Source organism: Prescottella sp. D32, assembly GCF_037287305.1.
GTDB lineage: Bacteria > Actinomycetota > Actinomycetes > Mycobacteriales > Mycobacteriaceae > Prescottella > Prescottella equi.
In genome coordinates this window covers 13,884-39,785 of record NZ_JARBSW010000005.1, presented here as the reverse complement: position 1 = coordinate 39,785, position 25,902 = coordinate 13,884, and the positions used below count along the sequence as shown (strand labels likewise).

General features: G+C 67.6%; 25 protein-coding genes. 19 read left to right on the top strand and 6 right to left on the bottom strand.

What is annotated here, in order from left to right:
* Positions 1–65 precede the first annotated feature (65 nt).
* The 8 genes from PSS76_RS19390 to PSS76_RS19355 all read left to right on the top strand — a co-directional run bounded on the left by PSS76_RS19390 (position 66) and on the right by PSS76_RS19355 (position 6,771).
* Complete coding sequence (locus PSS76_RS19390; protein WP_037084676.1) at positions 66–992, top strand: ABC transporter permease; 927 nt, start codon at positions 66–68, stop codon at positions 990–992.
* Positions 989–1,912, top strand: a complete 924-nt coding sequence (locus PSS76_RS19385) for an ABC transporter permease (RefSeq protein WP_064058300.1) — start codon at positions 989–991, stop codon at positions 1,910–1,912. The genes PSS76_RS19390 and PSS76_RS19385 overlap by 4 nt, the downstream gene beginning before the upstream one ends.
* The gene (locus tag PSS76_RS19380; RefSeq protein WP_081122731.1) at positions 1,909–3,027 is read left to right on the top strand and encodes an ABC transporter ATP-binding protein; all 1,119 of its coding nucleotides are present in this window, start codon (positions 1,909–1,911) and stop codon (positions 3,025–3,027) included. Before PSS76_RS19385 ends, PSS76_RS19380 begins: the two co-directional genes overlap by 4 nt.
* Position 3,028: 1 nt before the next feature.
* Positions 3,029–4,024 (top strand): ABC transporter ATP-binding protein, encoded by a 996-nt coding sequence (locus PSS76_RS19375; RefSeq protein ID WP_064058301.1) that lies wholly within the window; start codon positions 3,029–3,031, stop codon positions 4,022–4,024.
* 136 nt (positions 4,025–4,160) lie between these two features.
* Positions 4,161–4,295 carry a hypothetical protein gene (locus PSS76_RS19370; RefSeq protein ID WP_258013601.1) on the top strand — a complete coding sequence of 45 codons (135 nt, stop codon included), beginning with the start codon at positions 4,161–4,163 and terminating at the stop codon, positions 4,293–4,295.
* On the top strand, positions 4,292–5,071 hold the full coding sequence (locus PSS76_RS19365; protein ID WP_069854777.1) for an IclR family transcriptional regulator: 780 nt from the start codon (positions 4,292–4,294) through the stop codon (positions 5,069–5,071). The genes PSS76_RS19370 and PSS76_RS19365 overlap by 4 nt, the downstream gene beginning before the upstream one ends.
* Before the next feature lie 64 nt (positions 5,072–5,135).
* Positions 5,136–5,954 carry an IclR family transcriptional regulator gene (locus tag PSS76_RS19360; protein ID WP_226347542.1) on the top strand — a complete coding sequence of 273 codons (819 nt, stop codon included), beginning with the start codon at positions 5,136–5,138 and terminating at the stop codon, positions 5,952–5,954.
* A gap of 196 nt (positions 5,955–6,150) precedes the next feature.
* A complete protein-coding gene (locus PSS76_RS19355; RefSeq protein ID WP_157419552.1) occupies positions 6,151–6,771 on the top strand; it encodes a TetR/AcrR family transcriptional regulator in 621 nt (206 codons plus the stop codon).
* A gap of 83 nt (positions 6,772–6,854) precedes the next feature.
* Here the strand turns inward: PSS76_RS19355 and bphC are convergent, their stop codons facing one another.
* The 4 genes from bphC to PSS76_RS19335 all read right to left on the bottom strand — a co-directional run bounded on the left by bphC (position 6,855) and on the right by PSS76_RS19335 (position 11,037).
* Positions 6,855–7,790, bottom strand: a complete 936-nt coding sequence (gene bphC / locus PSS76_RS19350) for a biphenyl-2,3-diol 1,2-dioxygenase (protein WP_005515836.1) — start codon at positions 7,788–7,790, stop codon at positions 6,855–6,857.
* A 32-nt stretch (positions 7,791–7,822) separates the two neighbouring features.
* Complete coding sequence (locus tag PSS76_RS19345; RefSeq protein ID WP_069854778.1) at positions 7,823–9,004, bottom strand: acyl-CoA dehydrogenase family protein; 1,182 nt, start codon at positions 9,002–9,004, stop codon at positions 7,823–7,825.
* A gap of 28 nt (positions 9,005–9,032) precedes the next feature.
* Entirely contained in the window at positions 9,033–10,196 is a 1,164-nt protein-coding gene (locus PSS76_RS19340; RefSeq protein WP_005515833.1) for a 3-ketosteroid-9-alpha-monooxygenase, oxygenase component, read from the bottom strand.
* A gap of 88 nt (positions 10,197–10,284) precedes the next feature.
* Positions 10,285–11,037: an IclR family transcriptional regulator gene (locus tag PSS76_RS19335; protein ID WP_337456544.1), complete on the bottom strand. Its 753-nt coding sequence runs from the start codon at positions 11,035–11,037 to the stop codon at positions 10,285–10,287.
* A 304-nt stretch (positions 11,038–11,341) separates the two neighbouring features.
* Between PSS76_RS19335 and PSS76_RS19330 the strand changes: the two genes are divergently transcribed.
* The 6 genes from PSS76_RS19330 to PSS76_RS19305 all read left to right on the top strand — a co-directional run bounded on the left by PSS76_RS19330 (position 11,342) and on the right by PSS76_RS19305 (position 16,407).
* On the top strand, positions 11,342–12,229 hold the full coding sequence (locus tag PSS76_RS19330) for an SDR family NAD(P)-dependent oxidoreductase (protein ID WP_064058307.1): 888 nt from the start codon (positions 11,342–11,344) through the stop codon (positions 12,227–12,229).
* 20 nt (positions 12,230–12,249) lie between these two features.
* Positions 12,250–12,759, top strand: coding sequence for a nuclear transport factor 2 family protein (locus tag PSS76_RS19325; RefSeq protein WP_081206591.1), 510 nt, complete (start codon positions 12,250–12,252; stop codon positions 12,757–12,759).
* Complete coding sequence (locus PSS76_RS19320; RefSeq protein WP_022593872.1) at positions 12,743–13,672, top strand: alpha/beta hydrolase; 930 nt, start codon at positions 12,743–12,745, stop codon at positions 13,670–13,672. Before PSS76_RS19325 ends, PSS76_RS19320 begins: the two co-directional genes overlap by 17 nt.
* A 64-nt stretch (positions 13,673–13,736) precedes the next feature.
* Positions 13,737–14,609, top strand: coding sequence for an SDR family NAD(P)-dependent oxidoreductase (locus tag PSS76_RS19315; RefSeq protein ID WP_022593874.1), 873 nt, complete (start codon positions 13,737–13,739; stop codon positions 14,607–14,609).
* Positions 14,609–15,856: an ABC transporter substrate-binding protein gene (locus PSS76_RS19310; RefSeq protein ID WP_064058310.1), complete on the top strand. Its 1,248-nt coding sequence runs from the start codon at positions 14,609–14,611 to the stop codon at positions 15,854–15,856. Before PSS76_RS19315 ends, PSS76_RS19310 begins: the two co-directional genes overlap by 1 nt.
* 35 nt (positions 15,857–15,891) lie before the next feature.
* Complete coding sequence (locus tag PSS76_RS19305) at positions 15,892–16,407, top strand: nuclear transport factor 2 family protein (RefSeq protein ID WP_069854782.1); 516 nt, start codon at positions 15,892–15,894, stop codon at positions 16,405–16,407.
* Between the two features lie 85 nt (positions 16,408–16,492).
* Here the strand turns inward: PSS76_RS19305 and acs are convergent, their stop codons facing one another.
* Positions 16,493–18,421 carry an acetate--CoA ligase gene (gene acs / locus PSS76_RS19300; RefSeq protein ID WP_238774361.1) on the bottom strand — a complete coding sequence of 643 codons (1,929 nt, stop codon included), beginning with the start codon at positions 18,419–18,421 and terminating at the stop codon, positions 16,493–16,495.
* Positions 18,422–18,693: 272 nt separating this feature from the next.
* Here acs and PSS76_RS19295 point away from each other — a divergent pair, with 272 nt between their 5' ends.
* Genes PSS76_RS19295 through PSS76_RS19275 form a run of 5 tightly spaced genes read left to right on the top strand, consistent with a single transcriptional unit; the run spans position 18,694 to position 24,466 of the window.
* Positions 18,694–20,313 carry a peptide ABC transporter substrate-binding protein gene (locus PSS76_RS19295; RefSeq protein WP_013414744.1) on the top strand — a complete coding sequence of 540 codons (1,620 nt, stop codon included), beginning with the start codon at positions 18,694–18,696 and terminating at the stop codon, positions 20,311–20,313.
* Between the two features lie 2 nt (positions 20,314–20,315).
* Entirely contained in the window at positions 20,316–21,242 is a 927-nt protein-coding gene (locus PSS76_RS19290; RefSeq protein WP_005515820.1) for an ABC transporter permease, read from the top strand.
* Positions 21,235–22,095, top strand: a complete 861-nt coding sequence (locus tag PSS76_RS19285) for an ABC transporter permease (protein WP_022593881.1) — start codon at positions 21,235–21,237, stop codon at positions 22,093–22,095. The genes PSS76_RS19290 and PSS76_RS19285 overlap by 8 nt, the downstream gene beginning before the upstream one ends.
* A complete protein-coding gene (locus tag PSS76_RS19280; RefSeq protein ID WP_084968839.1) occupies positions 22,092–23,702 on the top strand; it encodes a dipeptide ABC transporter ATP-binding protein in 1,611 nt (536 codons plus the stop codon). Before PSS76_RS19285 ends, PSS76_RS19280 begins: the two co-directional genes overlap by 4 nt.
* A gap of 11 nt (positions 23,703–23,713) precedes the next feature.
* Complete coding sequence (locus tag PSS76_RS19275; protein WP_005515817.1) at positions 23,714–24,466, top strand: Fic family protein; 753 nt, start codon at positions 23,714–23,716, stop codon at positions 24,464–24,466.
* A 423-nt stretch (positions 24,467–24,889) separates the two neighbouring features.
* On the opposite strand, the gene PSS76_RS19270 is transcribed toward PSS76_RS19275, so the two are convergent.
* On the bottom strand, positions 24,890–25,708 hold the full coding sequence (locus PSS76_RS19270; protein ID WP_005515815.1) for an HAD family hydrolase: 819 nt from the start codon (positions 25,706–25,708) through the stop codon (positions 24,890–24,892).
* Positions 25,709–25,902: the final 194 nt, after the last annotated feature.

The window sequence follows — 25,902 nt, the reverse complement described above, 5'->3', positions numbered from 1 at the left end:
TGGCAGCGACGACGTCGTCGATTCGTCGATCGAACGCCGCCAGGGTGAGGACGAGAAGGGTTTCGGTGGCTGCTGCCAAGCTGATCGCGGTGCTGACGCTCGTCAGCGTCGTCACGTTCCTCCTTCTCGAGATGATTCCCGGTGACCCCCTTGCGGCGATGCTCCCGGAAGGGGCGTCGCCGGAGATGCGGGCGGCGGCCGCGGAACGCTTCGGCCTCGACGGTCCATTGGTGCAGCGTTATCTCGAATGGGTCGGCAACGCCCTGCAAGGGGATCTGGGCAGGTCGATGCAGACACAGGTCCCGGTGACCGATGCGATAGTCGAAAGGCTCCCGGTCACTCTGGAACTCGCGGGACTGTCGATTCTGGTCGCGTTGCTGATCGCCCTCCCGTTGGGCGTGTACTCGGGCTACCGCCCGGGCGGAATCGCCGACCGCATCGTCACACTCGTGTGTTCGGTGACGCTGTCCATTCCGAGCTTCCTGCTCGGCGTTCTGCTGGTGTTCGTGTTCGCCGTGACGTTGCACGCGTTGCCTGTGACCGGATGGACTCCGTTGTCGGCCGGCCTGGTTCCGCACCTGCGGAGTCTGGTTCTTCCGGTCGCGACGCTGGCGGCGATCGAGGCCGTGGCCTTCATCCGGCTTCTGCGTAACGACATGGCGGCGACCCTGCAGCAGGACTTCGTCCTCTCTGCCCGGGCCCGGGGTATCTCGACGCCTCGGATCCTCGTCGTCCACGCCCTCCGACCGTCGGCCTTCTCGCTCGTGACGGTGCTGGGTGTGTCGTTGGGCAGACTCATCGGAGGCACCGTCATCGTCGAAACCCTCTTCTCTCTACCAGGGTTGGGATCGCTCGTGGTCACCGCCATCAACGGCCGCGACTACCTCCTGGTGCAGGGAATCGTGCTGGTCGTCGCGGTCGCGTACGTGCTGCTCAATTCCCTGGTCGACCTGGCCTATCCGTTGCTGGACCCGAGAGTGAGATCCGCATGAGTACGACGACCGACGTGTCGCTTCGCGGTCCGGACGCCGGGAAGGGTGATCCACCTTCTGTCCCGGCCGGATCGTCGGTCCGTGCGACGAAATCTCGCCGTCGTCGGCGCGGGCGCAACGTCGTAGCGGCCCTCGGGGCGGCGTGGCTCGTCCTGATCTCCGGTGCCGCCGTCCTCGCGCCGGTGTTGCCGTTGCCGGCGCCGGACCACGTGGGCGACCAGTATTCCCTGGCGCCCTTCCGGACGATGACCCATCTGCTCGGCACCGACCAGCTGGGCCGGGACCAGCTCAGCCGGGTCGTGTTCGGTGCTCAGGTATCGCTCGCCGTCGCGGTCGGGGCGACGCTTCTCGCCCTCACGGTCGGTACGGCCGTCGGACTCGCCGCCGGATACTTCCGCGGCGTGACGGATGTGGTCTTCGACATCACGACCAACACGACGTTGGCCTTCCCTCCGTTGATCCTGTTGGTCGCGCTCGTCGCCGTGATGCAGCCGAGCGTGACGACGTTGACCCTCGGTCTGGGAATCGTCGGGGCCCCGACGTTCGCACGCATCGCGCGCGCGAACGCCATCTCGTTCTCCGGTCGTGAGTTCGTCACGGCATCGAAATCGTTGGGCTCGAGTACGTTCAGGATTCTCCGTCGGGAAATCCTGCCGAACATCCTCTTGCCGGTCTTCTCCTTCGCGACCGTCGTGGCCGCGTCACTCGTCGTCGCGGAAGGATCGTTGAGTTTCCTCGGACTCGGTATTCCGCCACCCACCCCGAGCTGGGGCGGAATGATCGCGGCGGGTCGGGAGAGCCTGTACGACCACCCGCACCTCGTCCTGGTGCCCGGGTTGTTCTTCTTCTTGACGGTGCTGTCGCTCAATCTCATCGGAGACTGGGCGCGAGATCGAGTCGGACGGGAGTCCTCGCTGTGAATACCGCTGTCCGCCCGGAACAATCGCTGACCGCCGGCGTCACGACAGATCCTCCGGCACTGTCCGTCGCCGACCTGCGGGTGTGGTTCGACACGCCTCGTGGACCGGTCCGGGCAGTCGACGGGGTGACCCTGGACGTGAAGCCGGGACGCACGCTGGGAATCGTCGGCGAATCCGGCTCGGGCAAGTCCGTTCTGTCCAGAGCAGTGATGAACATCCTGCCGCCGAACGCCATGGTGCGGCCCGGGTCGCGTGTCGAGGTGGAGGGCCGCGACGTCGCGACGCTCACCCGAGGCGAAGCGAAGTCGCTGTGGGGTTCGCGCATCGCCATGGTGTTCCAGGATCCGATGACGTCACTGACCCCGGTCCTGACCATCGGACACCAGCTCACCGAGACACTGCGGCGGCACCTGCCGTTGACGAGGGCCCAGGCGTCGGCCAGGGCCGAGGAACTGCTCGGGTGGGTGGGTATTCCCGAACCGCGGAAGCGTCTGGGCCAGTATCCGCACAGTCTCTCCGGGGGCATGCGCCAGCGGGTCGTCATCGCCCTGGCTCTCGCCTGTTCGCCGCGGCTGTTGATCGCCGACGAGCCCACGACAGCGCTGGACGTGACGGTGCAACACCAGATCCTGAATCTGCTGGCGCGCCTGCAGGAAGAGTCGGGGATGGCGCTGATCCTGATCACCCACGACCTCGGTGTCGTGGCGGGACGAACGGACGAGATCGCGGTGATGTATGCCGGCCGGGTCGTCGAGCAGGCGCCCACCAAGGCTCTGTTCGGGGCTACCCGGCACCCCTACACGCGGGCGCTGTTGCGGTCGATCCCACGGATCTCCGATCCGAGCCATACTCGCTTGGCGGCTGTTCCGGGCCGTCCGCCCACCGTGATCGATCCACCGCCCGGCTGCTCGTTCGCGCCGCGATGTCCACATGCGCAGTCGCGATGCCTCGAGCAGACGCCGGTGCTGACCGACGATCCCACCGCGGGCGACCGGCACCGGATCGCGTGCTTCTACCCCGTGGGCACCGTCGCAGGCGAGTCCGCATCAGCTGCCAACGTCGCCGTCGGCGTCACCGCCGCCGGTCTTCCCGTCGACCCGAGGAGCGTGATCTGAGATGGCCGGAACAGGAACGGCGCATCTACGCGACGACGAGGTCGTGCTCAGCGTGCGCGATCTCGTCGTCGAGTACGACACCGCAGGCGCGGGCAAGGTGCACGCGGTGTCGAACGTCAGTCTCGACATCCGGCGCGGGGAGACGCTCGGCCTGGTCGGCGAATCCGGCTGCGGGAAGTCGACACTCGCGAAGGCCATCATGCAGCTACCCCGGCCGACATCCGGGGTCGTGATGTTCGAAGGTCGTGACCTCACGACACTCGCACCTCGCGAGTTGCGTTCGGTGCGCCGCCCGGTGCAGATGATCTTCCAGGATCCGATCTCGTCGCTGAACCCGCTGCGCAAGGTCCGGGACATCGTCGGGGAGGGTCTCGACGTCGTCGGAGGGCGTAGCCGTCGAGAGCGGGATGCGCTTGTCGACGACATGCTCGAAGTGGTCGGGCTCGACCCGGAGACGGCCGGCGACCGTCGGCCTCACGAGTTCTCCGGGGGACAGTGCCAACGGATCTCGATCGCTCGGGCGATGGTCGTGGAGCCGGACCTCATGATCTGCGACGAGCCCGTCTCGGCGCTCGACGTCTCGGTCCAGGCTCAGATCCTGAACCTGCTCGAAGACATGAAGGAACGGTACGGACTGACGCTGCTCTTCATCGCGCACGATCTGGCGGTCGTCAAGAACATCAGCGATCGGGTGGTCGTGATGTACCTCGGCAAGATCTGCGAGGTCGCAGATCCGAACGAGATGTATGTCGCGCCGTTGCACCCGTACACCGAGGCACTGCTCTCGGCCGTCCCCGAGCCGGATCCCGAGGTCGCGCCGTCGGAGTCGAGCCTGTCCGGGGACCTGCCCTCGCCCCTCGATCCTCCGTCGGGCTGCCACTTCCGGACCCGGTGCCCGCGCGCCGCCGCGCTGTGCGCGGAGAGTGAGCCCCAGATCCGGGAGGTGCGACCGGGGCATTTCGTGGCCTGCCACTTCCCGTCGACGACATCTACGTGACGAGCGTCCGCACAGTGGGAAAACGCTCTTCATCAACGGCCGGGTCAGCGGCGATCCTTCGCAAGAGCGGCGAATCGACCTCCGGTGGTGACAGATCGAGCGGCCGCACCGGTCCGAACGCCCGAAAGGAACGCGCATGACGGCATCCGCCTGCCATCCCACGACACCTCGTGTGCCGCCGCAGTTCGTCGGCGTCCTGGGCCGGGCCTGGGCCGTCACTCCAGCGGATCACCCGGGAGGGGCCACCCCCGAGTCGGTCGGGGCGGTGTGAGGGAGACGCCCGGGGGAGCGAGTCCGGGTCCGGACGACGGGGACGGCGTTCCCGGCGCCGTTCTGGACCGGGCCGTGCTCGTGCTCGGAGCATTCGACAGGGGCGGGCAGTTGACTCTGACGGACGTCGTGAGGCGCACGGGACTCCCACGCTCGTCAGCCCATCGGATGATCGTGCGTCTCGTGCGGATGCGGTGGCTCCGCCGGGACGGCCGACGGTATTCGCTGGGACTCGGGTTGATCGAGCTCGGTTCGCTGGCTCTGCACCAGGACAGGCTCCGTGCCGCTGCGCTTCCCTTCCTGCACGAGCTGCACCGGTCGACGCGACTGGTGGTTCATCTCGCGGTTCTCGCAGGTCGCGACGTCGTTTGCCTGGAGAAGCTCGGGCGATGCCCGGCAGAACCGGTGCCGACCCGTGTCGGAGGGCGATGTCCGGCCCGCGACAACGCGATCGGGCGCGCCCTTCTGGCGAACACGCTCGGTGGGGAGCGCGAGTACGAAGGGATCCGCCGCGCCGGCGCGGCCTACGAATGGGACGACCGGAGGGGATACGGCGCCATCGCCGTCCCGGTGGGGCCTCCCGGTGCGGTCGCCGCGGTCGGGATCTCCGGTCCTCGCGCGCACGTGCACTTCGACTCTCGACATGTCGCACCTCTTCGGGCTGCCGCGAACAGCATCTGGCGTTCGACCGATCCGGTGTGGAGATCGCGGGATCGGACCAGGTACGGCGCGAGCGAGGCGGCAGTTCGAGGCGTCCCCGCCACCCGGTTGTTGTGATGCGCGTCACCGTATGGCAGGATCTGCCAAACAGACAGGAACTGCCTTGGAGGTCGTGTTGACTGTGATCAGCCGCGATGATTCCCCCCACGCCGTCGTCGACCGAGTGATCTCGGTCCTGAGTGCGTTCTCCGGATCCGAGGCGCTGACCTCGTCGCGGATCGCGCATCGGACGGGTCTGCCTCGGTCGTCCGTGCATCGGCTGCTGCAACGGCTGGTGGAGTTGGGCGTGATCAGGCGGGACGGGTTCGACTACCGGGTGGGGCTCAAGCTCTTCGAGCTCGGCAGTGTCGCTCTCGCCCAACACGAGGTCCATCAGATCGCGATGCCCTACATGTCGAGGCTCAGCCGCGCGACCGGGATGAGCGTCTATCTGGCCACTCTGTCGGGTCCCGACGTGGTGTTCATCGACGAGGTGTGGACCGACTGGGCCGCCCCGTTGCGTCGGGGAATCGCGCATCCCGCCCACCAGACCGCGTCGGGGAAGATGCTCCTGGCATGTCTTCCGGCGGAGGCACGGCCGGGCATCGATTTCACCGGGGTGACCCCGAAAACCCGGTACAGCATCACCTCTCAACAGGGTCTCGATCGCGAACTCCAGCGGATTCGGGAAACCGGTATCGCCACGACCCGCGAGGAGTACTACCTCGGATCGATGTCGATGGCGGTACAGGTCGGCCCTGCCGATCACGCCACCACCGCGTTGTCGCTGTGGGGGCCCGTCGAGCGGATGCGTCAAGCCGAACTCGTCGTACACCTGCGGCAGGCCTCCCGTGCCATCTGGACCGCGGCACAGCAGGGCCCCCGATGGGAACGCCGGAACTCGGTCTCTCGTCCCGTCGGCGAGTCCGGTGCCGCGCCGGGACAGCCCGTGGGCCGGTGAAGGGGAGCCGAGCCTGATGTCGGCGCGCTTCCAACTGCAGCAAGGAGTTCCGATGATCACCAGCGGTTCCGCGGGTTCCTCGTTGCACCCTAGAATGGGCGACGTTCGTCGGCGGGTTTCGGCCGACATGTCGAACCGGGCATCCCACCCGGGATCGCCGGCTCACGGTCCTCCGGCGGAAACGAGGGCGGAAGGAATGACAATGCAGGGTGGCCGGGCCGCGACACTCGTCGAACGTCGGCATGCCGACGTCCGCTTGGCCGTCGCGACGGCGGCACGGGATCTGTTCGTCGAGAATCACTCGACGTCCGTGACCGTGGAGGCGATCGCGCAGCGAGCAGGGGTTTCCGAACGCACCTTCTATCGCCACTTCCCCACCAAGGCGGACATCGTCATGCCGCTGCTGGAACGGTCTATGGACCGTCTCCTCGGTGCTCTCGCCGAGTCGGCAGGGGCGAGCACCGGCGTCGTGGACGCGCTGGTGGACGCTCTGACCGAGGAACTCGCGACCGATCTCGAAGATCGGCGAGAACTGCTCGAACTGCTCATTCGGACGCCCGAGTACCGCCTGCGGTGGGAGAGTGTCGACGACTGTGTCGTCTCGGTACTCGCCGACTGGCTTCGCGAGAGGTCGGTTCATCCCGGCGACGACTTCACCCGCAGGACGACCGCCATCCTGATCCTGACGGCGTCGCGATCGGCGTACACCGAGTGGATTCTCGCCCAGCCGGACACGGGGGTCGACGAGTTGCGCAGGCTCCACATCAGGGCGCTCGAGGCGATCGCCGGGGGATGGCGCAGTCACTGCGGCCACTGATGTGGGGACGCGAAAGGAGGGGCCACGTCCGGTTCGGACGGGGCCCCTCCTTTCGGTGATGCGCGTCGGTGACGCGAACGTGCCTACAGCAGAGCCGCGGGTAGCTCGCCACCCGACAGATCGTGGCCCCAGTAGCTGTCGGCGGTGATCTCCTCGGACGTGTAGAACGTCTCGTCCACCAGGTGCCCGTCGGTGCCGAACTCGACGTCCCAGCCGCCGGGCGCACGGACGTAGAAGGACACCATCTTGTCGTTGGTGTGGCGGCCCAGCGTCGAGGACACCGGGAATCCGCCCTTCACGACGCGGTCGAGGGCCTGGCCGACGGCGTCGAGCGAGTCGACCTCGACCATGACGTGGATGAGACCGGGCGCCCCTTCCCTCGGCGCCGGGATCAACGCGAGGCTGTGGTGCCGCTGGTTGACCCCGAGGAATCGAACGCGGATCGGCCCGTACTCGGGTGGGGCAGGCAGGCGGAAGGCGCCGCGCGGCAGGAAGCCGAGGACCTCGGTGTAGAAGTCGAAGGTGCCCTGCAGATCGGTCACCGGTAGTACGACGTGGCCGAGACCTTGTGCGCCGGTGACGAACTTGGCGCCGAACGGGGTGACGACCGGACTGTGGTCGAGAACCGCGCCGTGGAAGATCTCGAGCGTGGCCCCGCCGGGATCCTGGAAGGTGATGACCTCCTCGACGCGGCGGGCGTCGGCCTCCTCGACTGAAAGGGGCTTGACCGCGATCCCGGCCGCCTCGACTGCGGTCCGCACTCGGGTGAGGGCGGCGTGGTCGCGGACCTCCCAGCCGACGGTGACGACGCGGTCGTCCGCTCCGGGTACGACCACGATGCGGGCGGCGCGCTCGTCCATGCGCAGGTAGAGGGCCTCGGGGTCCGGCCCGGAGCCCTCCGCGAAGCCGAGGACGTCGAACGCGAAGGTGCGCCAGCGCTCGATGTCGTCGGTCTGGACGGTCACGTAGCCCAGGGCGCGGATGTCGGTGCCGAAGCCCCCGACGATGGGGTTTGTCATGGATTGTCTCCGTTGATGTTTCGGAATCTCTGTCAGATCATCATTCGGAGCGGGCCCTGCGGGTCCACTCCGAGGTTCGCCAGCGAGGCTGCGTGGAAGGTGGTTCCGGGCACGTGAATGCCGTGATGCAGGCCCGCATGGGCGTCACGCCAGAAGCGCTGCATCGGCTTGTCCATGCGCAGCGCGTTTCCGCCGCAGCGGGCGTAGACCTGGTCCATCGCCGTGACGGCCTGCCAGGCCGCGTTGACCTGGGTAAGCCTCCCCTGCGCGCGCTGCTCGAACGTCGGGGTCCTGCCGGCTTCCACCAGATCCCACATGCGATCGACGTTGGCCAGCAGCGAGTCCCGGGCCGCACGCAGCTGGGCGGTGGCCTCACCGACCGCATACATCGTGTACGGGTCGTCCTTCATCGGGGCCCCGGTCGGGCTGATTCGTTCGCGCTGATACTCGTTGGCATGGTGAAGCAGGCCCTCGCAGATGCCGATCGTGGCCGACGTGATGCCGAGCGGGAACATGTTGGACCACGGCATCAGGTAGAGCGTCTCGGTGCGGCCGTACTTGCGCACCGCGGTGCCGTCCATGACCTCGGCGGCGTTCATGACGCGGTAATCCGGCACGAACGCGTCCTCGATGACCAGATCCTTCGAGCCGGTGCCGCGCAGACCCACGACGTCCCAGGAGTCCTCGATGATCTCGTAGTCGGTGCGCGGGATGATCACGTGCAGGCCGGTCGGGGGCATCACCATCCGGCCCTCGTCGTCGGCGAGCCAGGCGCCGAGAAAGGCCCAGTCGCAGTGATCGGTGCCGGAGGAGAACGACCAGCGGCCCGAGAGCCTGTATCCGCCGTCGACCGGCACGCACATGCCGCCGGGCATGTACGGCGACGCGAGCCACGTGTCCTGATCCTTGCCCCAGACCTCCTGCTGGACCTTGGGGTCGGCGAAGGCCAGCTGCCACGGGTGCACGCCGACGATGCCGTGGACCCAGCCGGCCGACGGATTCAGCGACGCCGTGCGCATGACGGTCTCCGCGAATTCGCGCGGATGGACCTCGAGGCCTCCGTGCTCCTTCGGCTGGAGCATCCGGATCAACCCGGCTTCCTTCATCTTCTTCGCGGATTCGTCCGCGAGTCTGCCCAGCCGATCCGCTTCGACGCCTTCGGCGAACAGGTCGTCGGCCATGGCCTCGACCCGCGAAAGTACTTCGTACGTCATGTCTTCAGGTCTCTTCTCGAATGTCGTTCTACTCGGCGGCGCTGCCGGTACGCAGCGCGATGTTCTCGGCGACTTCCTTCTTCCAGCTCTCGACCGCCCGGGTGGTGTCGATCTCGAACTCGAAGCGCTTGGTCATGTCTTCCGTGATGTCTTCGACATCGACGTAGAACTGCTGGTACCAGCGGCGCAGCTGGTAGACCGGCCCGTCCTCCTCCGACAGCAGCGGGTTGTCGATGGGCGCCTTGTTCTTCCAGATCTCGACGTCCTGCTCGAATCCGATTTCGACGCCCTTGGCGAACTCCGCGGCCACGGCGGCGGTTTCCGCGTCGGACAGTCCGGGGATCTTCTCCACGATGACGCCGTACTGGAGGACGAACGAGTTGTCGGTCACGGGGTAGTGGCAGTTGATGAGGATCGTCCTCATCGTGTGTCCGGCGGAGTCGTTCTCGAGCCAGTCGATCATGTACGAAGGACCGAAATAGGATGCTTCCGAACGCCCTTCGGCGTCCGGGTTCCCGTCGTAGTTGGTGCCGAGCATGACGTCGCCGCGCGGCTGTGAGCGCATGTACTGCGTCGCGATGTGTCCTTCGAAGACGTTCTTGAAGTACTTCGGGAAGGCGTAGTGGACGTAGAAGAAGTGCGCCATGTCGACGACGTTGTCGACGATCTCCCGACAGTGTGAACCCTCGATGCGGATCGAGTTCCAGGTCCAGTCGGTCCACTCGTCGGTGCCGTACTCCGCGATCTCGGGGATCGTGACGTCGGCCGGCGGCGGGTTGCCCTGCGGGTCGTTCCAGACGTACAGCTGGCCGTTGCGCTCGAGCGTGGTCCACGCGCGGGTCTTGGCGACCGGGGGAACGCGTCGGGCGTAGGGGATGTCGGTGCACTTGCCCTTGCCGTTCCAGCGCCAGTCGTGGAACGGACAGGCGATGGTGTCGCCCTTGATCTCGCCCTGGCTCAGGTCGCCGCCCATGTGGCGGCAGTAGGCGTCGAGGACGTTGAGCTCGCCCTTGCTGTCGGCGAACACGACCAGCTTGGTGCCGAACGCCTCGATCGAGTGCGGCTTGCCGTCCTTGAAGTCCCGGATGAGACCGAGGCAGTGCCAGCCGCGCGCGAAGCGGGTGGGCGCCGCGGCGGCCTCGATCATCCGGACCTCTTCGGTCTGCGGCACATCTGTCGCGTCTGTGGTCATCGTTCCTCCGTTTGCATGTATGCGCCGGTGACACGGCTGTTGATCCGCATGATCCGGCCGGTGGCCCTCCGGTGTGAAGGGCATGTGTTCAGTGGATGGACAGGTCGGCGTCGCCCGAATTCGCGCCCGGCCCGGGCGGCCGCGGACCTCTGCGTCGCAGGCCCGGGCGGTGCAGGTCGCGGAGTATCGCTACGGCCGTTTCCCGGACTGCGGCGCGGGCCTGGGTGGCGAGGGGGGAGAGACGGGACGGGCCACAGACGGACACTGCGGCCGTCGTGCCACCTCGGGGAGCGACCCGGGCGACGATGTGTGCCAGTTCGCCGTCACCGCCGTCGATCTCCGATGTTGTCTTGACAGGGTGGTGGGCCCCGGCGTCGGCGCAGCCGAGCAGTGCCTCCCCCAGCACGCTTCCTGCGGCGGGCACCCGTAAACCCGTGCGTGTCGGCGACAGTCGGTCGAGGGTGTCTCCGACCTTGCGGAGGTAGACGACATCGGTGCCGTCGAGGACGGCGAGGTGGACCACCAGCCCGGTCCTCCGATGGAGGCGAAGCAGGTGCGGCTCGGCTGCCTGCGCGAGGGGGTCCTGATCGAGGGCCAGCGAGCCGAGTTCCACCAGACGGGTTCCCAGGCGGTGCGTATTACCCTCCCGCTCGAGCCATCCGATCGCTACGAGTTGTTCGAGGATCCGATAGGTCGAGGTGCGTGGAAGGCGGGTGGAGTCCATGATGTCGCAGCCGGTCAGGGGGCTGTTCGATCCGAATGCGTCGAGGACCGTCCCGATCCTGTCGAGCAACGTCGTTCGGGCGACAGTGGTCGAACGGGAGGTGTGCGGGTTCTTCATGCTGCTCCGATCCGCGCAACGTGAACGGTGGGCCTGCTCGGCGACAGGAGAAGGGCGCTGGAGACGAGGTCGCATCTCCTTGGCAGCTTCTGTCTAGGTGGCAGAGTCTGCCACACGCTGGTGTCGAACAAAAGCCCCCGTGGCGAGGGTGCCGGTGTGACCCGGAGGAATCTCGTCCGCTGAGTGGACAGCAGTACTGGGCGCCTCCCCGGGCCGCGGACGATGCTGTCGCTCAACAGATTGTGGAACTGCTCGGGCGTCGACTCGCGTCACGTGGAGAGCGATCTATTGGTGTGGAGGAAGCATGGCGCCGTCGTTGACAGGTAGGACTGCCCTGGTCACGGGCAGCAGCAGGGGAATCGGACGTGCGGTGGCTCAGCGCTTGGCGGCGGAGGGCGCGACCGTGGTGGTGACCGCGCGATCCCGGGGGGTGTCGGAGTCGGTCCGGGCAGGCCGCAAGGCGGCTGTCGCGGGTAGTCTCGACGAGACGGTGTCCCTCATCGAGGAGGCCGGCGGTCGGGCCGTCGCCATTCCCGCGGATCTCGAGGACGCACAGGCGCGGGATCAATTGGTGGACAAGGTTGTCGACAGTGTCGGCAGCATCGACATATTGGTGAACAACGCGGGATTCGCCGACTACTCGTTGGTCGAGGAGATGGAAACGGCGACGTTCGATCGCACGGTCGACCATTACCTTCGTGTGCCTTTCGCGCTGTCGCGTGCCGCCATCCCACACATGCGAAAGCAGGGGGCGGGCTGGATCGTCAACATCGGATCCGTGACCGGGCTGGCCCCTGTCCGCCCGTTCCGGGAGTACAACAAGATCTCGGGTGACGTGATCTACGGCTCGATGAAGGCGGCTGTCCACCGCTTCACCCAGGGGCTCGCAGCCGAGGTCCTCGACGCCGGCATCGCGGTCAACGCGGTGGGCCCGTCCACGGCGATCATGACGCCGGGTGCGGCGTCCCTGATCCCGGAGGGCTACGAGACGGAGCCCGTCGAATACCTGGCCCAGACGGTGTTGGCGATGTGCACGTTGCCTGCTGCGGAGCGAACCGGCCACGTCGCCTTCAGTCTCCACTACCCGTGGAGCCAGAACCTTCCCGTGATGACGCTCGACGGCCGAACCGAACTACCCCGCCGGGAACCGCCGGAGTGGGCCAACCCGAACATCCTGCCGGCAGGCCTTTGATCGACGACGAAAGAGGACACATGAGTCAGCTGGAGATTGCGCCCGAGGCCGTGGCGCAGACAGTGGCCAAGTGGTGGTTCCACTACGACGAGTGGACCCCCGACGTGCTTCGCGCCATGGCGACCGACGACTTCCACTTCGTGTGTCGAAGCGATACGGGCGCCACCGACTACGAGGACTTCATCCGCGCGGACCTGAACGGTGTGGACGCGGTCATGGCCTGGCAGGAGGCGCACCGCAAGGACAGTCCGTATCCTCTGCGGCACAACGGAACGAACGTCTTCGTCACCGGCTCCGACGGCACGGAGACCACCTTCTCCTCCTACATCTTCGTCACCAAGATCGTTGACGGCAAGCCCTTCAACTTGTCGAGCGGCATCGTCCGAGGAGCGATACGTGCGGGTGTCGACGGTGCGCCGCGACTCAGCGAGCTCGAGGTGGTACTCGATACGCGTGACTCCGTCCGCTATGCGGATCTGTCCGCAGGAGCTTCGGTGGGGGTGGGAGACGATCATGGCGCTCACGGCTGATGCTCAGCGCTTGATCGACGGCATCGCGGCCGACATGAAGTTGCCGATGCACACCTCCTCCGTGGGAGAACTGCGGGCTTCCTATGCGGCCCGGATGACCGCACCGACGACCGAGATCCATTCCGTGCGTGACGTGGTCGTTCCCTCAGCGGCCGGTGGGGTGCCGGTGCGCGTCTATCGACCGACGGACGAGGAGTCGCTGCCGGTCGTCATGTGGCTGCACAGCGGGGGATGTGTGTTCGGTGGTCTGGATCAGAACTCCGAATACCTGCGGAAGCTGAGCCTGGCGGCGGGCGTGGTCGTCGTTTCGGTCGACTACCGATTGGCACCCGAGCATCCGCACCCGGCCGCACTCGAGGACTGCCGGATCGTCTGGGATTGGCTGGTGTCCGGGCCTCCGGAGGTGCCCGCCGATGTGACACGTGCGGTGGTTGCGGGTGAGAGTGCCGGCGGCACACTCACCTTCGCCCTGACCCAACAGTTGCGTGACTCGGCGGGTTCGCTGCCCGTCGCGCAGGTGAGTTTCTACGGCGCAGCCGAGATGCGTGTGTCGAACCCGGAGCAACGGTGCCTGATCGCGTCCCCGGAAGACTGCGAATGGTTCTGGGACCTGTACGCGCCGGACCCGCAATCGCGACAGTTTCCGGACGTCAGTCCGGGTCTCGCCCGCGATCTCACGGGTCTGCCGCCCACCTTCGTCGTCACCGCGGAGGTCGATCCGACCAGAGACGCGACGGAGGCGTATGCGCAGCGGCTCGCCGCCGCAGGTGTCGACGTGAACCTGATGCGCTACGAGGGTGTGATGCACGGCTTCGCGACCATGCTCGGGGCTCTTCCTCAGGCGCGCAACGTCTTCGACCGCACGGTGGCATTCCTTGCCCCGATCCTGGCGAGTCCGCGCGCCGGGACGTGACCGGTCGATTGCAAGCAAACCCCGGCCGGTACCGCCTGTCGGAGCACAAGAACTAGGAGGGGCAGTGTCCATAGCCCAGGTCAGATTCTCGACGGGCACAGCAGTCGTCACGGGTGGCGCCGCGGGGATCGGCGAGGGGTTCGTCCGACACCTTGCCGGTCTCGGCATGACGGTCGTCATCGCCGACATCGACGAGAGTCGCGCGGCAGCTGTCGCGGCGGACGTCGAGAGATCGGGAGGCGTCGCGGAACACTACCGACTCGACGTGACGGATCCGGCCGCCGTCGACGCGATGGCGGCGGACGTCTTCGCGCGGCACGGCACCGTCGAACTGCTCGTGAACAACGCGGGAGTGGAGAATGCCGGGCTCCTGTGGGAAGTCGGGGTCGAACGCTGGAAGCGCGTCATGGAGATCAATGTGGACGGTGTCTTCTACTGTCTGAGATCCTTCGTTCCACGCATGATCGCGGCCGACGCTCCGGCGTGCATCGCCAACCTGTCTTCGGTGGGCGGCCTGAAAAGCGTTGCGGTCCAAGCTCCGTACATCACCAGTAAGCACGCCGTGCTGGCGATGACCGAATGTCTCCATCAGGAATTGTCCCTCGTGGACGCGCCGATCCAGGTGTCGGCGGTGCTGCCGCACTCCATTCGGAGCCAGATCTTCCTGGCTGCTCAGGAGGCTTCTCCGTGCGAGAACGACACCGCCAACGCCGTCTTCGAGGCGATGCAGCGCGACAACGTCGAATCGGGGCTCGACCCGGTCGAAGCGGCCGCACACATGACGGAGGCCATCGCGCGTGGAGATTTCTGGGTGTTCTCCGACGACGAGAAGTGTGCCGCGGTCGCGGCGCAGAGGGCCGGCCAGTTGGTCGGACTGACACCGCCACCGGATCCTCGGGAGATGCTCACACGGATGGGGATCGAGGTGAGTGCGTAATGGCACCGGTTGCAGCTTCGCGCGCGGGACGACTGACCGCGCGGCACGCTCCGGCGCTGGTGGCAGCTGCTGTGTCCACCCTTCTCCTCGTGAGCTGCGGCACTGCGGATCCCGCCGAGTCGGACGGGGCGGACGAGCCGTACCGTGTGCTCGTCACCGGCGGGATCAGCGCGCAGGGGGCGCTCGCAGCCAACGCGCAGACGTCGATTCTCGCGGCGAAGGCCGGTGCGCAGGTGCAGAACGAGGCCGGCGGCATCGGTGGCCGCCGGATCGAGCTGACCGTCGTCGACGACGGAGGGGATCCGACGAAGGCCGTCACCGAACTGCGCAAGGCGATCACCGCGCAGAAGCCGGATCTGTACCTGAGTTCGGGCCCGTCCGCGGTGAGTGCCGCGGTTCTGCCGATCCTGAAGCAGAACGACATCCTTTCGTTCGGGGTGGCACCGACCTCGGATTCGACCGACCCGTCGAAGTTCCCGCTCAACTTCGACGTCGGTGTGGGCCCCACCGAAAGTGCGCGGGGGATCGTCGGTTTCGCGAAGGAGAAGGGTTACGATGACATCGGTGTGGTGCACGGCAGCACCGCGTACGGAGAGTCGTTCGGCAAGGAGATGACGAGCGCGCTGAAGGATGCGGGTCTCGAACAGGCCGGTAACGAGGAGTACGAGGCGACCGCCCTCGACATGACCGCGCAGCTGCAGGCCCTGAAGAACGCCGGTGCGAAGGCGATCGCGTTGGATGCGTACGGCGCGCCGCTCGGCTACGTACTGCAGAGTATGCAGCGGCTCGACTGGGACGTGCCGTTGATCGGGAACATCTCCGTCGGCGCGACGAACCTGGTCGCGAACGAACCACCGGCAGGCGTCCTCGGCACCCCGGCGAGCGAGAACCTCGTGGTCCAGGTGTTCGGCAGCACGGTTCACGACACGGACGCCGAGACGGTGAACCGGATGGTCGACACGATGGCGTCGCTCGGCACGATCTCGTCGACGCTGGTGATCGCCGGCCAGTACGACGCCTTCCCACTCGTCGCGGCCGCGGCCGAGTACGCGGGAACCACGACCGATGCCGCGAAGCTTGCCGAGGCACTCGAGACCGAGGAGGTCCAGACGAACGCGTCTACGGCGTTCTTCTCGCGGTACCACTTCACCGCGGACGACCACGGGCCCAACCCGGATCAGGACGAAATGCGGTTCATCGCACCCACGAAGGTGCTCAACGGCCAGTTCGGCAATCCTCGCGCGTGAATTCGCCGACGACGAGACAGTGGAGGACGGAACGGATGGATACCAAGTCAGAGGGGGTCGTGGTGGGGACGGACGGGATGCCGCCGGCCGAGCAGGCAGCGGCGATCGAAGCGATCCGACGCGTCTTCTCCTCCCGCCTCCGCATCATGGACACCAAGCAGTGGGATCTCTACGGCAGCGTGCACACCGAGGACGTCGTCAGCGAGACCTTCGATCCGGACAATCCGGTGATCGGCCGGCAGGCGCTCACCGACGCGATTCGGGCCGTGCTCGACGGCAACGTCTCGGTCACGTCCGTTCATCACGGTCATACTCCGGAGATCACGTTGACATCGGAGACGACTGCCGTGGGTGTCTGGGCCATGGAGGACATGCTGTGGTGGACCAACGGCGCGAGCGAGGAGCATCTGCACGGCTACGGGCACTACCACGAGGAGTACCGCAAGGTCGGCGACGACTGGCTGATCAGTCGTCGCCGGTTGACCCGCCTGCGGGTGGATCTGACCCCCGACTTCTTCGCGTATCGAGAGGAGTCCGCACGCATTCCGTGACCGGAGTGCGAACGCGCCGAGAAGGGCTGTGGCCCCGAGGATCGATCCTCGGGGCCACAGCCCTTCTCGTGCCTGCGCCGCGGATCTACCTACCGCGAATCGCGTCGAACACCTTGGGATCGACGAGGGTCGAGGTGTCGCCGAGATCGCGGCCCTCGGCGACATCGCGCAGCAGGCGGCGCATGATCTTGCCGGAGCGGGTCTTGGGCAGCTCGGGGACGACGGTGATCTGGCGTGGCTTGGCGATCGGGGAGATGTCGGTGGAGACCTGCGAGCGCAGCTCGGCGATCAGAGTGTCACCCGTGTTCTCGGCGCCTTCGCGGAGGATCACGAACGCGACGATGCCCTGACCGGTGGTCTCGTCGGCGGCTCCGACGACGGCGGCCTCGGCGATGGACGGGTGGCCCACCAGCGCCGACTCCACCTCGGACGTGGAGATACGGTGCCCGGAGACGTTCATGACGTCGTCGACGCGGCCGAGCACCCACAGGGCGCCGTCCTCGTCGTACTTGGCGCCGTCACCGGCGAAGTACCAGCCCTCCTCGGCGTATCGGGACCAGTAGGTGTCCTTGTAGCGCTCCATGTCGCCCCAGATGCCGCGCAGCATCGCCGGCCACGGCTGGTCGAGGACCAGGTAGCCACTGCCACCGGGGCCGAGTTCGTGGGCGTCGTCGTCGACGATCTTCGCGGAGATGCCGGGCAACGGCGCCATGGCGGATCCGGGCTTGGTGGCGGTGACGCCGGGCAGCGGCGAGATCATGATCGCGCCGGTCTCGGTCTGCCACCACGTGTCGACGATCGGGGCCGTGCCGCCGCCGATAACGTCGCGGAACCAGCGCCACGCCTCCGGATTGATGGGCTCACCCACCGAACCGAGGAGCCGGATCGACGACAGGTCGTGGGCGTCGGGGATCTCCCGGCCCCACTTCATGAACGTGCGCACCAGCGTCGGCGCGGTGTAGTAGATCGTGACGCCGTACTTCTCGATGATCTGGAAGTGCCGGTGCTCGTCGGGGGAGTTGGGGGTGCCCTCGTAGACCACCTGCGTGACGCCGTTGCTCAGCGGGCCGTACACGATGTAGCTGTGTCCGGTGACCCAGCCGATGTCGGCGGTGCACCAGTACACGTCCTGTCCGGCCTTGTGGTCGAACACGTTGTGATGCGTGTACGACGCCTGCGTCAGGTAGCCGCCGGAGGTGTGGATGATGCCCTTCGGCTTACCGGTGGTGCCGGACGTGTAGAGGATGAACAGGGGATGCTCGGCATCGAACGCCTGCGCCTCGTGCGTGTCCGACGCCTTCTCGACGGTGTCGTGCCACCACAGGTCACGGCCGTCGGTGATGTCGACGTCGATGCCGGTCCGCTTGACCACCAAGACGTTCCGGACGGAATCGGCATCCGCGACGGCCTCGTCGACGGCGGGTTTGATCGGGGCCGCCTGGCCGCGGCGCCACTGTCCGTCGACGGTGACGACGAGCTTGGCGGCGGCGTCGTCGATGCGCGAGCGCAGCGCGGTCGCCGAGAATCCGGCGAAGACGACCGAATGGGTCAGGCCGAGCCGGGCGCACGCGAGCATCGTCACGATCGCCTCGGGGATCATCGGCATGTAGATGGCGACGCGGTCACCGGCGACGAGGCCCAGCTCGGTGAAAGTGTTTGCCGCGCGGCTCACTTCGGCAAGCAGGTCGTTGTAGGTGATGTCGCGGCTGTCGCCCGGCTCACCCTCGAAGTGGATCGCGACGCGGTCGCCGTTGCCCGCCAGCACGTGCCGGTCGACGCAGTTGTACGCGACGTTGAGGCTGCCGCCGACGAACCACTTCGCGACGGGGGCGTCCGACCAGTCCAGGACCTCGGTCCACGGGGTGGCCCAATCCAGGCGCCGGGCCTGGACGTCCCAGAAAGCCAGCCGGTCGCGGTCCGCCTCGGCCTGCAACTCGGGCCCTGCGTTCGCTGCCGCCGCGAAGGCCGCGCTCGGTGGGTACACCTGGGGTGCGTCGGTTGCACTGCTCGTCATCTCGGCTTGCCTTCTTTCCGGGTCGAAATCGACGGTTGTCGCACGTGTGAGGGTAGTCACACGCGGCCGTGGCTGCACGATTCGCTCCCGTGGAGTGGTCGCTGTGTGCGGCGATCGGTCGAAACGGTGCGACAGGCGGTCGCCGCACGGCGGGGACGTTGCGATCGGGCCTCGAACAGGTGCCGATCCGGTCGGGGAGCGCGGGACTGCGGCGGCCGGCGCCGGCGCTGTTTATCGTCGCAGGAACCAACCGAGTGTTTCGGGAGGTGGCGGTGACTGTTCGGCGGAGCTGGGCGGCTGCGGTGGCGTCGACGCTTGTCGTGGTGCTGGTGTCGGCGCTGCTCGCGGCCTGCGCCGGAGCGACGGCCCCGAGCGCGCACACGGTCTATGCGTGGAGTGGTGAGCCGCAGAACCCGTTGATCCCCACCGACACGGGCGAGAACACCGGCGGCCGGGTGCTCGACGCAATCTTCGCGGGCCTGGTGTCGTACACCGCGGCCGGCGACGTGGAGAACGAGGTCGCGCAGTCGATCGAGACGGTCGACGGCCGGCGGTACACCGTGACGCTCGAGAACGGCTGGACGTTCACCGACGGCACGCCCGTCACCGCGCACTCGTTCGTCGACGCATGGAACTACGGCGCGCTGTCCACCAACGCCCAACTGCAGTCCTCGTTCTTCGACCCCATAGAGGGCTACGACGAGGTGGCCGCGTCGAACCCGACCGCGACGACGATGTCCGGACTCGAGGTACTCGGCGACAAGACCTTCACGATCACGCTGAAACAACCGGAGGCGGCGTTCCCGAAACGCCTGGGATTCGCCGCGTACTACCCGTTGCCGCGGTCCGCGTACGCCGACATGGCCGCGTTCGGGCAGCACCCGATCGGCAACGGCCCGTACCGGTTCGCGGGCGACGACGCGTGGCAGCACAACGTGCGCATCGACCTCACGGTGAACGCCGACTACCGGGGCCCGCGGACGCCGCGGAACGAAGGGGTGACCTTCGTGATGTACAGCAGTCTCGACACCGCGTACACCGACCTGCTGTCGAACAATCTCGACGTCCTCGACGGCGTCCCGGCCAGCGCACTGGACACGTTCGAGGACGACCTGCCCGGGCGGACCGTGAATCAGCCGTCGGCGACGATCGAGACGTTCACCATCCCGGAGCGGCTGCCGCACTTCGGCGGCGAGGAGGGGCGGCTGCGGCGGCAGGCGATCTCGCAGGCGATCGACCGCGACCGGATCACCGAGCGACTGTTCGCGAGTACGCGCACACCGGCCCGCGACTTCACGAGTCCCGCCGTGCCCGGTTGGTCGCCGGACCTGCCCGGATCCGCGAACCTGAGTTTCGCCCCCGACCGCGCGCGGGCGTTGTGGGCGCAGGCCGACGCCATCGCGCCGTGGAGCGGGACGTTCGCGATCGCCTACAACTCCGACGGTGGCCATCAGGACTGGGTGGACGCCGTCTGCAACAGCATTCGCAACACGCTCGGCATCGACGCGCACGGTGCGCCGTACCCGACCTTTGCGCAGTTGCGCACCGAGGCCACCGAACGGACGATCCGGACCGCGTTCCGTTCCGGTTGGCAGGCCGACTACCCGCAGCAGTACGGGTTCCTGGCGCAGAACTACCAGACGGGAGGTAGTTCCAACGACGGCGAGTACTCCGATCCCGAGTTCGACGCTCTGCTGCGCGCGTCGGCGGGGGCGACCGATCCGGTCGAATCGCAGCGGCTGATCGACGACGCACAACAGATCCTGTTGCGCGACCTGCCGGCGGTGCCGAACTGGAACCGCAACGCGTCGGGCGGCTGGTCCGAATACGTGACGAACGTCCGGATCGGGTGGGACGGTGTGCCGCTCTACTACCTGGTCGAGAAGGACTAGCCGTGTTGCGGTACACCGGGCGCCGTGTGCTGCAGATGATTCCGGTGTTCATCGGAACCACTTTCCTCATCTACGCGTTGGTGTTCCTCCTCCCCGGAGACCCGGTCGCGGCACTGGCCGGGGATCGGGCACTCACCCCGGCGGTGACCGAGCAACTGCGTGCCCGGTACCACCTGGATCAGCCGTTCCTGGTGCAGTACCTGCTGTACCTGAAGGGGCTCCTGACGCTCGACTTCGGCACGTCGTTCTCCGGACGCCCCGTCGGAGAGGTTCTGGCGCAGGCTTTTCCGATCACGTTGAAGCTCGCTTTCACGGCGATCGTCATCGAGACGGTCCTCGGGATCGGGGCCGGACTGATCGCCGGCCTCCGGCAGGGCGGGGTGTTCGACGGCACCGTCCTGGTCCTGAGCCTGGTTCTCATCGCGATACCGGTGTTCGTGCTCGGCTTCCTGGCACAGTTCTTCGTCGGAATCCGTTGGGGGCTGGCGCCGCCCACCGTCGGCGCCGACACCAGTCTGTCGCGCCTGCTGCTGCCGGCGTGTGTGCTCGCCGCGGTCTCGTTCGCGTACGTGCTGCGGCTGACGCGCACGTCGGTCGCGACGACGCTCTCCGCCGATTTCGTGCGGACCGCGACCGCAAAGGGTCTGTCCCGGCCGCGGGTCGTGTGGGTGCACGTGCTCCGCAACTCTCTGATCCCGGTCGTGACCTTCCTGGGCGCCGACCTCGCAGCGCTGATGGGGGGTGCGGTGGTCACCGAGGGCATCTTCAACATCAACGGGGTCGGCGGCACGATCTATCAGGCGGTCATCCGCGGCGAGGCGCCCACGGTCGTGTCGTTCGTCAGTGTCCTCGTCGTGGTCTACCTGATCGCGAATCTGTTCGTCGACCTGCTGTATGCCGTCCTGGATCCGAGGATTCGTTATGCCTGAGGCGCGCGGGATGTGGGGATCGGCGTGGCGACGGCTGCGGCGGCGCCCGATGTTCCTCGTCGCGTGCGTCATCCTGGCCGTCGTGGCCGCGGTCGCGCTGTTCCCGTCGGTGTTCACGAGTGTCGACCCGCGTTACTGCAACATCGCCGACAGCCTCGCACCGCCGCGGTCGGGGCACTGGTTCGGCTTCGACCGCCAGGGCTGCGACGTGTACGCGCGCACCGTCTACGGCGCTCGCCCGTCCGTCACCGTCGGGGTGTGCGTGACCGCGTCCGTGCTGGCGATCGGTGTGCTGTTCGGCGCGCTCTCCGGCTACTACGGCGGCTGGGCCGATTCGCTGCTGTCCCGTGTCACCGACATCTTCTTCGGGATCCCACTGATCCTGGCGGCGATCGTGCTCATGCAACTGTTCGCGCAGCGGACCATCTGGACGGTGGTGGCGGTCCTTGCGCTGTTCGGCTGGCCGCAGATGGCGAGAATTGCTCGCGGAGCGGTCATCTCGGCCAAGTCACGCGACTTCGTCCTCGCTGCCCGCGCCGTGGGCATGTCGGGGCCGTCGATCCTCGTCCGGCACGTGCTGCCCAACGCGCTCGCACCGATCATCGTGGTGGCGACGATGTCGCTGGGGACCTTCATCGTCACCGAGGCGACGCTGTCGTTCCTGGGGATCGGGCTACCGTCCACCACGGTCTCGTGGGGCGGCGACATCAGCACCGCGCAGGTCACCCTGCGCCGCGGGTCGACGATCCTGTTCTATCCGGCCGGCGCGCTCGCGATCACCGTGCTCGGGTTCGTCCTGCTCGGCGACGCCCTGCGCGACGCGCTGGATCCGACGCGAGCGAGACACCGGTGACCGCGCCGCTGCTCGAGTTGGACGGGCTCGAGGTGACCTTCGGCACCGGTACCGGCGCGGTGCGTGCGCTTCGCGGCGTGGATCTCACGGTGCAGCGTGGCCAGACCGTCGCGATCGTCGGCGAGTCCGGTTCGGGCAAGTCGACCCTCGCGCACGCGCTCGTCGGGCTGCTGCCGGGCGCAGGCCGGGTGACGGGCGGCCGCATCACGTTCGAAGGGCGCGACCTGGCACACGCGTCGGAGCGAATCTTCGTCGGAATCCGGGGGAGCGGAATCGGGTTCGTGCCGCAGGACCCCGCGACCAATCTCGACCCCGTCTGGAAGATCGGGTTCCAGGTGCGCGAGACGCTCGCCGCCAACGGGATCGCGAAGGGGCGGGCGGCCCACCGCCGCGCGGCCGAACTGCTCGCGCAGGCGGGTCTGGACGACGCCGAGGCCCGCGCCGGGCGCTACCCACACGAATTCTCGGGTGGTATGCGTCAGCGGGTCCTCATCGCGATCGGGTTGGCCGCCCGGCCACGACTGCTGATCGCCGACGAACCGACGTCGGCGCTGGACGTGACCGTCCAGCAGCGCGTACTCGACCATCTCGAACGCCTGACCGACGAACTCGGGACTGCACTGCTGCTCATCACGCACGATCTCGGGGTCGCTGCCGAGCGTGCCGAACACGTCGTCGTGATGCACGCCGGTGCCGTCGTCGAATCCGGCTCGCCGGCGCAGATTCTCACCGCGCCCGAACATCCGTACACTCGCCGGCTCGTCGCGGCGGCGCCGTCGCTCGGGGCCGCCCGGACCCGGCAACCTCCGAACGCGCCGGCCGGCGCGCATCCACTCCTCGTCGTCGACGGCCTGCGAAAGCTGTTCCACAGCAGACGCGCCGAGGTCATCGCCGTCGACGACGTCTCGTTCACCGTCGACCGCGGCACCACCACCGCGATCGTCGGCGAATCGGGTTCGGGTAAGACGACGGTGTCGCGGATGATCCTGGGGTTGCTGCCTCCCGACGGCGGCTCGGTCCTGTTCGACGGCACCGATCCGGCGGCACTCGGACGCCGCGAGAAGGAGTTCCGACGCCGCGTCCAACCCGTGTTCCAGGACCCTTACGGCAGCCTCGACCCGACGTACTCGGTGTTCCGGATCGTCGAGGAACCGATGCGGGTGCATCGGATCGGTGATCGCGGCGAGCGTGCGAGGCGGGTGCGTGAACTTCTCGAGCGCGTCGCACTGCCCGCCGATCTGTCCCGTCGCTTCCCGGCCGAGTTGTCCGGCGGGCAGCGGCAGCGGGTGGCGATCGCCCGGGCGCTCGCTCTGGCACCCGAACTGCTGGTGTGCGACGAGGCGGTCTCCGCTCTCGACGTCGTCGTACAGGACCAGATCCTGCGTCTGCTCGACGAACTGCAGCGCGACCTGGGGCTGACGTACGTCTTCGTCAGCCACGACCTGGCCGTGGTCCGGCGGATCGCCGACCGCGTCGTGGTGATGCACGGCGGCCGAGTGGTGGAGGAAGCGGCCGCGGAGGACGTGTTCGAGCACCCCGGACACGAGTACACCCGGCGCCTGCTCGACGCCGTACCGGCCGGGCGCCGGCGCCGCAGAGGCGGGTAGCGTCTGACAGCGTGACTGATCCCTTGCAGCCGCTGCTGGACCTCCCGGGTGTCGTCGACGCCGCGGATCGCGCACGCGACGCGTTGGGCGAGGTGCACCGACACCGGACCAACCGCCGGGACTGGCCCAAGACTGCCACCGAGGCGTCGGTTCGCGCTGCGCGCGCGTCGGCGTCCATCGACGGCGGATCGACCGAGCTGCCGGTGCCGGGAACGGTCGGCGACCCGGTGCTGTCCGGTGCGTTGCGTGTGGCGCAGGCGCTCGACGGAGAAGCGCTCACGATCATCCTGCCGACGTGGCAGCGAGCGCCGCTCCAGGCACTCGCCCGGTTACACCTGCTGGCCGCGGCGGACCTGGTCGACGACGCCGCCACCTTGGGGCGGCCGCGGACCGATCCCGGGGTCGGCGAACGTCTCGACATGCTCGCGCAGTTGGTGACGGGGGGCACGAACGCGCCCGCACCGGTGCTCGCGGCGGTCGTGCACGGTGAGCTGCTCGCGCTGCGACCGTTCGGGGTGGCCGACGGCATCGTGGCCCGTGCCGCATCCCGACTGGTTGCCACGTCGACGGGTCTCGATCCGCACAACCTGGGCGTGCCCGAGGTGAGCTGGATGCGTCGCGCGCCAGCCTACCGTGACGGCATCGCCGGGTTCGCGTCCGGCACGGCCGAGGGCGTGGGCAGTTGGGTGATCCTGTGCTGCGGCGCCCTGGAAGCCGGTGCCCGCGAGGCGATGTCGATCGCCGATGCCGCAGCGGCGGGCTGACGAAGCGCGCGTTCCGGATCTCGCGTTCCCGGAAGTCGCGGGTGCCCGCACATGCGAAGCGGGTGGTGTCACCGACCGTGATCGGCGCCGCCACCCGCTAGCACGGATTCCGGGTTACCAAGCGTGCAAGGTGGGTTGTGTGTCAACGGCCTCGGCGTGGTCTCGGGCGGTGCCGGTTCGTCCCGTGCAACGTGTGCAGGGTCCTTGCCGTCAGTCATCCGAGTCACGCAAGCCCACAACGCTTCTGCCCTTATAGTGGCTTGTGCTCCGCGTGGGTACCTGGTGCCCGTGCTGGGAAGTCCGGTCGGGGAATCGGTCCTTCTCTTCCGGATCGATCCTGGCTTTCCGGCCTTCCGTAACTCCTTTGTACCCTGTGCCCCCACCCACTTCAAGTGGCAATTTTCCTTTGTGGCAGATGCAGGTTCAGCGTTTGCGGCGACGCATCCCGTAGGTGAAGGCGCCGGCCACTGCGGCGCTCGACAACACGGCGGCCGCCGCGGTGACCGTCGAGCGGGAGGGGGACTGCAGTCGTGCACGCAGTGAAACGGGGTTGGAGAAAGACAATACGGGCCAACCATTTTCGGCGGCAGCGCGGCGCAGTCCGCGATCGGGATTGACTGCGGTGGGGTGGCCCACTGCCTCGAGCATCGGCAGATCCGTCACCGAATCCGAGTAGGCGTAGCACTGGGCGAGGTCGTAGCCCTCGCGCTCGGCGAGCTCGCGCATCGCCTGGACCTTGCCGTCGCCGTAGCAGTAGAACTCCACGTCACCGGCGTACCGGCCGTCCTCGACCACCATTCGCGTTGCGCAACTGTGGGAGGCGCCGAGCGCGTCGGCGATGGGTGTGACGACCTCCTCGCCGGAAGCCGACACGATGACGACGTCGTGCCCGCGCAGCTTGTGGTCGGCGATGAGGTCCGCGGCCTCCGCGTAGACGAGTGGATCGACGATGTCGTGCAGGGTCTCGGCGACGATCGCGCGGATCTGTTCGACATCCCACCCGGCCGTCATGCTGGTCAGGTGGCTCCGCATCCGCTCCATCTGGTCGTGGTCGGCGCCGGAGAGGATGAAGAGGAACTGTGCGTAGCTGCTCTGCAGGACCGATCGCCGCGTGATCAGCCCTTGGGCGAAGAACGGCTTGCTGAAGGCCAGCGCGCTGGACTTGGCGATGATCGTCTTGTCCAGGTCGAAGAACGCGGCGGTGCGTCCGCGGCGGGTGAGGTCGCTCGGGTCGGCGGTCACCCGACCAAGAATAGGGGAGAGGCCTCGTCTTCGGCCCGGTACCGGGTACCGGACGTTCCCGACGATCCGGGCGGATTCTGGCGATCGCTGAACTTGCAATTATTCCTGCACCTGGGTGTAGTATTGCTTCTACCTGGACGCGATCCAGGCGTGTTCAGCCCGACCCCCCGGGGCTGAACTCTGACGACCCCCGC

Bases quoted from the DNA above. Each gene is read 5' to 3' on its own strand.
- PSS76_RS19385 (WP_064058300.1), top strand. From the start codon at position 989: ATGAGTACGACGACCGACGTGTCGCTTCGCGGTCCGGACGCCGGGAAG.
- PSS76_RS19375 (WP_064058301.1), top strand. From the start codon at position 3,029: ATGGCCGGAACAGGAACGGCGCATCTACGCGACGACGAGGTCGTGCTC.
- PSS76_RS19370 (WP_258013601.1), top strand. From the start codon at position 4,161: ATGACGGCATCCGCCTGCCATCCCACGACACCTCGTGTGCCGCCGCAG.
- PSS76_RS19355 (WP_157419552.1), top strand. From the start codon at position 6,151: ATGACAATGCAGGGTGGCCGGGCCGCGACACTCGTCGAACGTCGGCAT.
- bphC (WP_005515836.1), bottom strand. From the start codon at position 7,790: ATGACAAACCCCATCGTCGGGGGCTTCGGCACCGACATCCGCGCCCTG.
- PSS76_RS19345 (WP_069854778.1), bottom strand. From the start codon at position 9,004: ATGACGTACGAAGTACTTTCGCGGGTCGAGGCCATGGCCGACGACCTG.
- PSS76_RS19340 (WP_005515833.1), bottom strand. From the start codon at position 10,196: ATGACCACAGACGCGACAGATGTGCCGCAGACCGAAGAGGTCCGGATG.
- PSS76_RS19335 (WP_337456544.1), bottom strand. From the start codon at position 11,037: ATGAAGAACCCGCACACCTCCCGTTCGACCACTGTCGCCCGAACGACG.
- PSS76_RS19330 (WP_064058307.1), top strand. From the start codon at position 11,342: ATGGCGCCGTCGTTGACAGGTAGGACTGCCCTGGTCACGGGCAGCAGC.
- PSS76_RS19325 (WP_081206591.1), top strand. From the start codon at position 12,250: ATGAGTCAGCTGGAGATTGCGCCCGAGGCCGTGGCGCAGACAGTGGCC.
- PSS76_RS19320 (WP_022593872.1), top strand. From the start codon at position 12,743: ATGGCGCTCACGGCTGATGCTCAGCGCTTGATCGACGGCATCGCGGCC.
- PSS76_RS19310 (WP_064058310.1), top strand. From the start codon at position 14,609: ATGGCACCGGTTGCAGCTTCGCGCGCGGGACGACTGACCGCGCGGCAC.
- PSS76_RS19305 (WP_069854782.1), top strand. From the start codon at position 15,892: ATGGATACCAAGTCAGAGGGGGTCGTGGTGGGGACGGACGGGATGCCG.
- acs (WP_238774361.1), bottom strand. From the start codon at position 18,421: ATGACGAGCAGTGCAACCGACGCACCCCAGGTGTACCCACCGAGCGCG.
- PSS76_RS19285 (WP_022593881.1), top strand. From the start codon at position 21,235: ATGCCTGAGGCGCGCGGGATGTGGGGATCGGCGTGGCGACGGCTGCGG.